The 6859-nt window shown below is 37.4% G+C and carries 7 protein-coding genes; 5 read left to right on the forward strand and 2 right to left on the reverse strand.

Annotated features, from left to right (window positions below; translation table 11 throughout):
- Positions 1 to 39: 39 nt before the first annotated feature.
- On the reverse strand, positions 40 to 843 hold the full coding sequence (gene coaW, locus KGF86_RS08545) for a type II pantothenate kinase (protein WP_211741599.1): 804 nt from the start codon (positions 841 to 843) through the stop codon (positions 40 to 42).
- A 167-nt stretch (positions 844 to 1010) separates the two neighbouring features.
- On the opposite strand from coaW, the gene KGF86_RS08550 reads away from it, so the two are divergent.
- The gene (locus tag KGF86_RS08550; protein ID WP_211741577.1) at positions 1011 to 2594 is read left to right on the forward strand and encodes a BCCT family transporter; all 1584 of its coding nucleotides are present in this window, start codon (positions 1011 to 1013) and stop codon (positions 2592 to 2594) included.
- 64 nt (positions 2595 to 2658) lie between these two features.
- Here KGF86_RS08550 and KGF86_RS08555 read toward each other — a convergent pair whose 3' ends face one another.
- Positions 2659 to 3861 (reverse strand): S8 family peptidase, encoded by a 1203-nt coding sequence (locus KGF86_RS08555; protein WP_186870135.1) that lies wholly within the window; start codon positions 3859 to 3861, stop codon positions 2659 to 2661.
- 214 nt (positions 3862 to 4075) lie between these two features.
- On the opposite strand from KGF86_RS08555, the gene KGF86_RS08560 reads away from it, so the two are divergent.
- The 4 genes from KGF86_RS08560 to KGF86_RS08575 all read left to right on the forward strand — a co-directional run bounded on the left by KGF86_RS08560 (position 4076) and on the right by KGF86_RS08575 (position 6584).
- A complete protein-coding gene (locus KGF86_RS08560) occupies positions 4076 to 4891 on the forward strand; it encodes an alpha/beta fold hydrolase (RefSeq protein ID WP_186870134.1) in 816 nt (271 codons plus the stop codon).
- A gap of 98 nt (positions 4892 to 4989) precedes the next feature.
- Positions 4990 to 5445 carry an Hsp20/alpha crystallin family protein gene (locus tag KGF86_RS08565; protein ID WP_186870133.1) on the forward strand — a complete coding sequence of 152 codons (456 nt, stop codon included), beginning with the start codon at positions 4990 to 4992 and terminating at the stop codon, positions 5443 to 5445.
- 69 nt (positions 5446 to 5514) lie between these two features.
- Complete coding sequence (locus KGF86_RS08570; protein WP_186870132.1) at positions 5515 to 6294, forward strand: DUF2268 domain-containing putative Zn-dependent protease; 780 nt, start codon at positions 5515 to 5517, stop codon at positions 6292 to 6294.
- Positions 6295 to 6452: 158 nt separating this feature from the next.
- On the forward strand, positions 6453 to 6584 hold the full coding sequence (locus KGF86_RS08575) for a YjcZ family sporulation protein (RefSeq protein ID WP_186870131.1): 132 nt from the start codon (positions 6453 to 6455) through the stop codon (positions 6582 to 6584).
- The last annotated feature ends 275 nt before the right edge of the window (positions 6585 to 6859 follow it).

The following is a 6859-nucleotide window of genomic DNA, read 5'->3' on the forward strand; positions in this document are numbered from 1 at the left end:
GAGATGCATCCCTATCTACGAAGTGAACCATCTTTAGCTTTATTCGTTTTCTAGCAATGCACCAATTGCTCCAGTATGAGTACCTTTATCTAGAAAAACTGGCTCATAGGACATCATGTCACGAAATTGCACAAAAACTTCCTTCAATGCAGGATTATTCGTAACTGTACCACCTACAAATACAATTTGTTTAATTTGTTTTGCTGTCGCAACTTGAGTTGCTAATAATAAAATGGTCTCCCCTATCATTCGTATTACACTCGCAAGATGATCATGTTCTGTAGCATCTTTATTTAAATGTGCTTTCCCTAAATTGGCAGCCGTTAAGTCCCTATATATAGGAGGCTCTTCGGGGGCATAAATATCTCGTACTAGCAAATCACTTTTTCGAGAATCACCATTTCTAGCCATCGTTGTGAAGGTTTGAAAATCATTTTTCCGGGTAATTAGATAACCTAAACCCATCAAAGTACCACCACCGATACCACTACCTAGAACACGTTCAAATGAGTTATGAGTAACATGAAAAATGGAGGTTCCTGTCCCAATGTTAACTAAAATGTATTCCTCATGATTAATAGCCTTTTCTTTTAACAGATAAGAAGCACCTCTCGTAACTGCTTGAAACTCATTAACCAATTGGCAGTCAAAAGAGGGCAATTTTGTAAAGGAGTTCGCTTTACCACCTGTTACAAACAGACTCGCATTAGGAGACAAGATTGACAACCACTCCAACACTGCATCTATATCCAGACTAGAAAAGGTTTTAGTATGAATTTTTCCATGGTCATAATAAGCAAGCTTGACTAGTGACCCTCCAGCATCTATACCAATTTTATTCACCAACTTGTATTCTCCTCCTTGTCCTAAATTACCTTCAATTTACACGAACGAGTGCAAAAAGAAAAGCCAAAGATTGGCAGGCAGGTTGTCCATCTTTATAGCCATAATGAAAATTAGAATTTAGAACAAATTAATGAAATAGAAAGCAATTAGGAAGGAATGTCTATATGAACACAAAACTTATTGACTGGCCTACTTTTATTGGAGCACTAATTATTTTGCTAAGTGTTTCACTACCATTAATTACCTTTCCAGAAGCCGGGGCAAATGTCATTAATATCATCAATAACTATATTACTGGAAAATTTGGTGTCCTCTTTCTAGCCCTAGGTCTATTCGCTTTAATCTTTATGTTATATATTGCCTTCAGTAAGTATGGGAAAATAAAATTAGGAAAACGAGGAACAGAAAAAGAGTTTGGATCTTTTTCATGGGCAGCAATGCTCTTTTCTGCTGGAATAGGCTCTAGTATTTTATACTGGGGAATGATTGAATGGGCTTATTATTATCAGGGTCCGCCCTTTGGTATAGAGCCAATGACAAAGGAAGCGATAGAATTAGCCGCGACCTATGGAATTTTCCACTGGGGTCCGATTGCTTGGGCAATCTATACACTCCCGGCCCTACCAATTGCTTATTTCTATTATGTGAGGAAAAATCCAGTACTAAAAATAAGTTCGGCCACAAAGCCTGTTATCGGCAAGCTCGCAGATGGCCCAGTAGGAGTGCTAATTGATATTCTCTTCATCTTCGGACTATTAGGTGGTGCAGGAACAACTCTCGCTCTAGGAGCACCAATGATTGCAGAAGGTGTTAGCCATATTACAGGTATTCCGGTTACCCTCTTCTCACAGGCGGGTATCATGGTCCTATGCACATTAATTTTTGCAATAAGTGCCTACTCTGGATTAAATAAAGGAATAAAAATATTAAGTGATATTAATCTATGGCTTGCCATTTTCATTCTAGTGTTTATCTTCGTTTTTGGTCCTACCGTATTTATAAGTGAATCCACCTTTACCAGCTTAGGTGTTCTTATAGACAATTTCTTTCATATGGCAACTTGGTTAGAACCGTTAGCAGCATTTGAAGCATATCCTGAGACAAGGTTTCCCGAGACATGGACTGTATTTTACTGGGCATGGTGGGTTGTTTACGCTCCATTTGTAGGATTATTTGTAGCAAGAATTTCTTATGGGAGAACGATTAAAGAGATGATATTAGGAACGCTAATTTATGGAACACTGGGCTGTATTATGTTCTTTGGAATCCTAGGGAACTTCGGATTATACTTACAATTATCTGGTTCTTTTGATGTTATCGGTCATATGAATACGTTTGGGGCACCAGCAACAATTATTGCTATTTTAAATCAATTACCTATTTCGGGATTCATTGTACTAATGTTTACCATATTAGCGATTATCTTTCTATCCACTACCTTCGACTCTGCTTCCTATATATTAGCTGCAGTAGTACAAAAGCATGTACCCGGCGGGGAAGCATTGCGATGGAATCGTTTATTTTGGGCTTTTACATTATTAATCCTTCCTCTTGTACTCATGTTCATCGGCGATTTAGAAGCACTACAGACCGCTAGTATTGTAGCGGGTTTTCCCGTCATGTTTATTATGCTTTTACTTGCCATATCCTTTGTAAAAGCTTGCGGAAGTGATTTACGAGCATCAAAGGAATATCGTTCTCCTACAATTTATATAGATCGTAGAACCATTCAGAAAAAGGATAAATAAAAAGTAGAGGAAGAAACGTGGACTTCCTCTACATTCTATTTTTCACCTTTAAAACTTAATTCAATTAATAACGAACGGAAGCATTCACATCAATTAGTCCATAACGTACATCTCTTCCAACACCATTCATATAAACGGCTGTATTCTGAATAGCAGCTCGGACTTGCGTGTTATTTCTTCCTTGACCAGTAAGTAATGCTGCTTGACCAGCAACATGTGGCGCTGCCATGGAAGTACCTGACATATAGACATAGCGATTACCTGGATAAGTAGAGGCAATATCAACACCCGGAGCCATTACATCTACCCAGGTTCCCCAGTTTGAAAAGTTTGCCTTAACATTTCTAGAATCAACTGCACCAACAGCTATTACATTAGAGTAGGAAGCTGGTTCAAATGTCGTGCTAACACCATCATTTCCAGCAGCAGCGACCAGAACAGCACCGTTATTCCAGGCATAATTCACGGCATTTTGTAAGGTTTGAGTATGACAGTCACATCCAAGAGAAAGGTTAATCACCTCTGCCCCAGCATCTGTTGCATAAATAATACCATCAGCAATATTAGCTAACGTTCCATTTCCTCTAGCATCCAGTACACGAACAGCTAATATTTTTGTATTAGGTGCCATACCTGCTATTCCTATCCCATTGTTCGTCCCCGCTGCAGCAATACCAGCTACATGAGTGCCATGACCATTTTGATCACTCGGGTTCCAATCATTTTGCACAAAATCATACCCTCGAATAACTTTCCCAGCTAAATCAGGATGATTATAATCTACACCCGTATCTAGTACAGCTATCTCTTGATTGGAACTTCCCCGAGCAACATCCCATGCTAAATGCGCATTGGTGTTAAATAAGCCATACTGGTAAATAGGGCTAAAATACGGATCATCTGGTGTCCAGGTCGCTGATAGAATGTAGTTCGGCTCTGCATACTCAACATCTGGATGATCACTTAAAGCCTTTACAACAGCCTCTACACTCTCTACCTCCAGTACGGAGAAAGGCGATTTTACTGCATTCACATCTGCTTTCACTTTAGCATTCACCGTTTCTAGCACACTGATTTTCTGATTTTCCGTAACATGCTCTTTAAACTTTACAATTACCTCATCTTTCACATACTCCCCACTAGAGGAAACTTGAGTGCTATTCGTAACCTTCTCTAAATTCCCATCATCCGCTGCTGCACTTCCCACCATAGGAAATAGTAAAACAAGCACCGCAATAACAATACTACCTAACCAAGATTTTCTCATGAAACTCCTCCTCTCAAATGTACGATAAAGTATACTTCGAGAATATAAGTTTCATTATGAGTACTCCTTACTAAAAAAGTTGGGAAACAGAAGGAAATTTAGATTCTAAGTTGCAGGTCTATATGACTAAAAAATAATAAAACATGCATAAAAGTTTTTCACCAAATTGCCCATACTAAAAGTAGACTCAAGATGGTGGTGAAGTTAATTACAAATGGAATATAAAAAGGATTTTATCAAACTTCTAGACACGACCATTTATTGTGAATCTGTTATTCACAATAAACCAACTATCGTACTCATTCATGGGTTTGTGGCTTCGTCTTATACATTTAATCGTTTAAAACCACTACTCGCACAAAATTACTCGGTAATTACATTAGATTTACCCGGATTTGGTAAAAGTGAAAAATCTACTACGTTTACATATTCATTTAAAAACTATGCCAGTCTTGTGCTTCAATGTTTAGATTATTTTCAGATTAAGGAAGCACATATTGCTGGTCATTCAATGGGTGGACAAATTGCGTTATACACTGCAAAAATGGATCCCAGTCGCGTGAAGAAGCTTATTTTAATAGGGAGCTCTGGGTACTTGCCTCGAGCGAAAAGTTACCTAATCTATAGCTCCTATCTCCCTTTCTCTCATGTTATCGCAAGGCGAAAGATTAATTCACAAAGTGTAGTACGAAATTTAAAGAATGTCTTCTATAATCATTCCTTAATTACGGCTGACCAAATAGAGGAATATGGTAGACCGCTTCAAGATAAGAATTTCCCTAAATCATTAATTAGATTATTACGTCATCGCGAGGGAGATTTATGTACGGAACAGTTAAAAAAAATACAGACTCCTACACTACTTCTCTGGGGAAAAGAAGATAGGGTCGTACCACTAACGATAGGTAAAAAACTCACCCAAGATCTACCGAACGCTAAGTTGATCGTTTATGAAAAGGCAGGGCATTTAATTACCGAAGAAAAACCACAACAACTTTATGAGCAGATTATTTCTTTTACAGAGGAGTGAATGCAAATAGAAACAGTATTTCCTATAATAGCCCACTACCTTTATTTAAAATTGCATAATCTGATAGTAGAAAATTTTAAAAGTATGGGGGGATGTCTATGGCATCGAAAAGGAAATTACCAAGCCACTTCGATATTGATATGACCCCATTACACGATTTTATGAGAAACCTAGATTCCTTCTTTAATCATTCCTTTAAACAAATGAATGAACACTTTCACTTTAATCCATTCTGGTTAGATGTAAAGGAACATAATACCCACTTCACCATTGAAGCGGATCTTAAAGGCTACAATAAAGACCAAATACAGATCGAAGTGGCAGGTAACCGAATTCGAATAGCTGTACAGGATTATCATATGATGGATCAAAAAGATACGAAAAAACAGTACAGGGAAACCCAACAACGTTATTCTAAGAAAGAACGCGTTATATCATTACCATTTGACATACCGAAAAAGGACATCAAGGCTTCCTTTAATAAGGATAGGTTGAACATAACCATTCCCAAACCAAAAACGGATCATAGGTTTATCGAAATTGAAGATTCATAATCATTACTTGGATTCGGCACATAGATATAGTCGAGTCCTTTTGATTGTACAAGAGGAGTGATGAAGAATTTGTCCGTAATACGAACAGATAAATGGCTAGAGAAGTCATATAACACACCAGAACTGATATTCAAGAAGCTTTCTCCTTACTTTGACCATTTATATCCTAAAGTTATCGCTAACCTCCTAATACAGAATGGAATGTATCAAAAGCCAGAGCCAGAATCGGAAGATTTATTAAAGAAGCTTCAACATAATAAGATCTGGGGAATAGTGAAACAGGAGGAACGATATCTAAAACAGGAATGGGAAGGCCCAAACTTGCCAATATTTATTTTCCCTTCTAATTCTTACAATCGTAAAATTAGGGAACATTATAATGGAAGAACCGGCCTCGCATTTCAAGATAAACTATTTTTATTTATATCTACTAAAACGACAAAAGAAGAAGTAAAAGCCCTATTCACCCATGAATATCATCATGCATGTAGACTATTACACGATCAAAAAAATGATGAAGACTATTCGTTATTAGATGTTATTATTCTAGAAGGATTAGCAGAAAATGCAGTTTATGAAAGATTTGGTAGAGAGCCGTTAGCCCCATGGACTTCCTATTACTCTGATTCAGAATTAGAGGATCTATGGTACAAAGTAATACTTCCAAATAAGGATTTGCCAAAGACCTCTAGGAAGGCTATTCAACTTTTATATGGAAAAAGCAATTATCCAAATATGATTGGGTATTGTGTAGGATATTATTTAGTTAAACAATATATTAGAAAAAATGGTAGATTAAGCAGAGATTTAATCCGTATTCCATCTGAAGAATTTGTACTCGATAACTAACATATAGGCAAATAAAATGTTTACCTAATATCTAGGTATCTATCCCAAACAAAAAGAATGAGCTTTCATATAGTATTAACAAACACTAAATAAACAGTGTTTTTAACTAAGGAGATATCCTTAGATTAATTGAAAAAGTACGTTAGGAGGGATGTAGAATGTCATTCGGATACGGTTGTGGTTATGGCGGCGGTTACGGCTACGGCGGAGGATATGGCTACGGCGGTGGTTTTGCGCTGATTGTCGTACTATTTATTCTTCTAATCATCGTAGGTGCTGCTTGGCTATAATAAAGGAAATACCTTCTGGACTACAATTAGGCGGGGATCTGATCCCCGTCCAGGTAGTTAAGGTTTAGGTTTATAAACGAAAAACTATATTTCTTCTAAGTTTAATGGCCATGAGGTGGGCCAATTGTTCAAATATAGCGAATAAAAGGGGGTTGTCCGAAAAGTCATTGAAAAATGACTTTTGAGGATAGCCCCTCGTTTTTTGTTTTTGGATATTACTTATAAAAGGGTTGTTGATTTCCGCTGCAGGTTACTCGCTTTCCGCGGGCGGTCCG

Source organism: Ornithinibacillus massiliensis (assembly GCF_018310345.1).
Taxonomy (GTDB): domain Bacteria; phylum Bacillota; class Bacilli; order Bacillales; family Amphibacillaceae; genus Ornithinibacillus; species Ornithinibacillus massiliensis.

Bases quoted from the DNA above. Each gene is read 5' to 3' on its own strand.
- KGF86_RS08550 (WP_211741577.1), top strand. From the start codon at position 1,011: ATGAACACAAAACTTATTGACTGGCCTACTTTTATTGGAGCACTAATT.
- KGF86_RS08555 (WP_186870135.1), bottom strand. From the start codon at position 3,861: ATGAGAAAATCTTGGTTAGGTAGTATTGTTATTGCGGTGCTTGTTTTA.
- KGF86_RS08560 (WP_186870134.1), top strand. From the start codon at position 4,076: ATGGAATATAAAAAGGATTTTATCAAACTTCTAGACACGACCATTTAT.
- KGF86_RS08565 (WP_186870133.1), top strand. From the start codon at position 4,990: ATGGCATCGAAAAGGAAATTACCAAGCCACTTCGATATTGATATGACC.
- KGF86_RS08575 (WP_186870131.1), top strand. From the start codon at position 6,453: ATGTCATTCGGATACGGTTGTGGTTATGGCGGCGGTTACGGCTACGGC.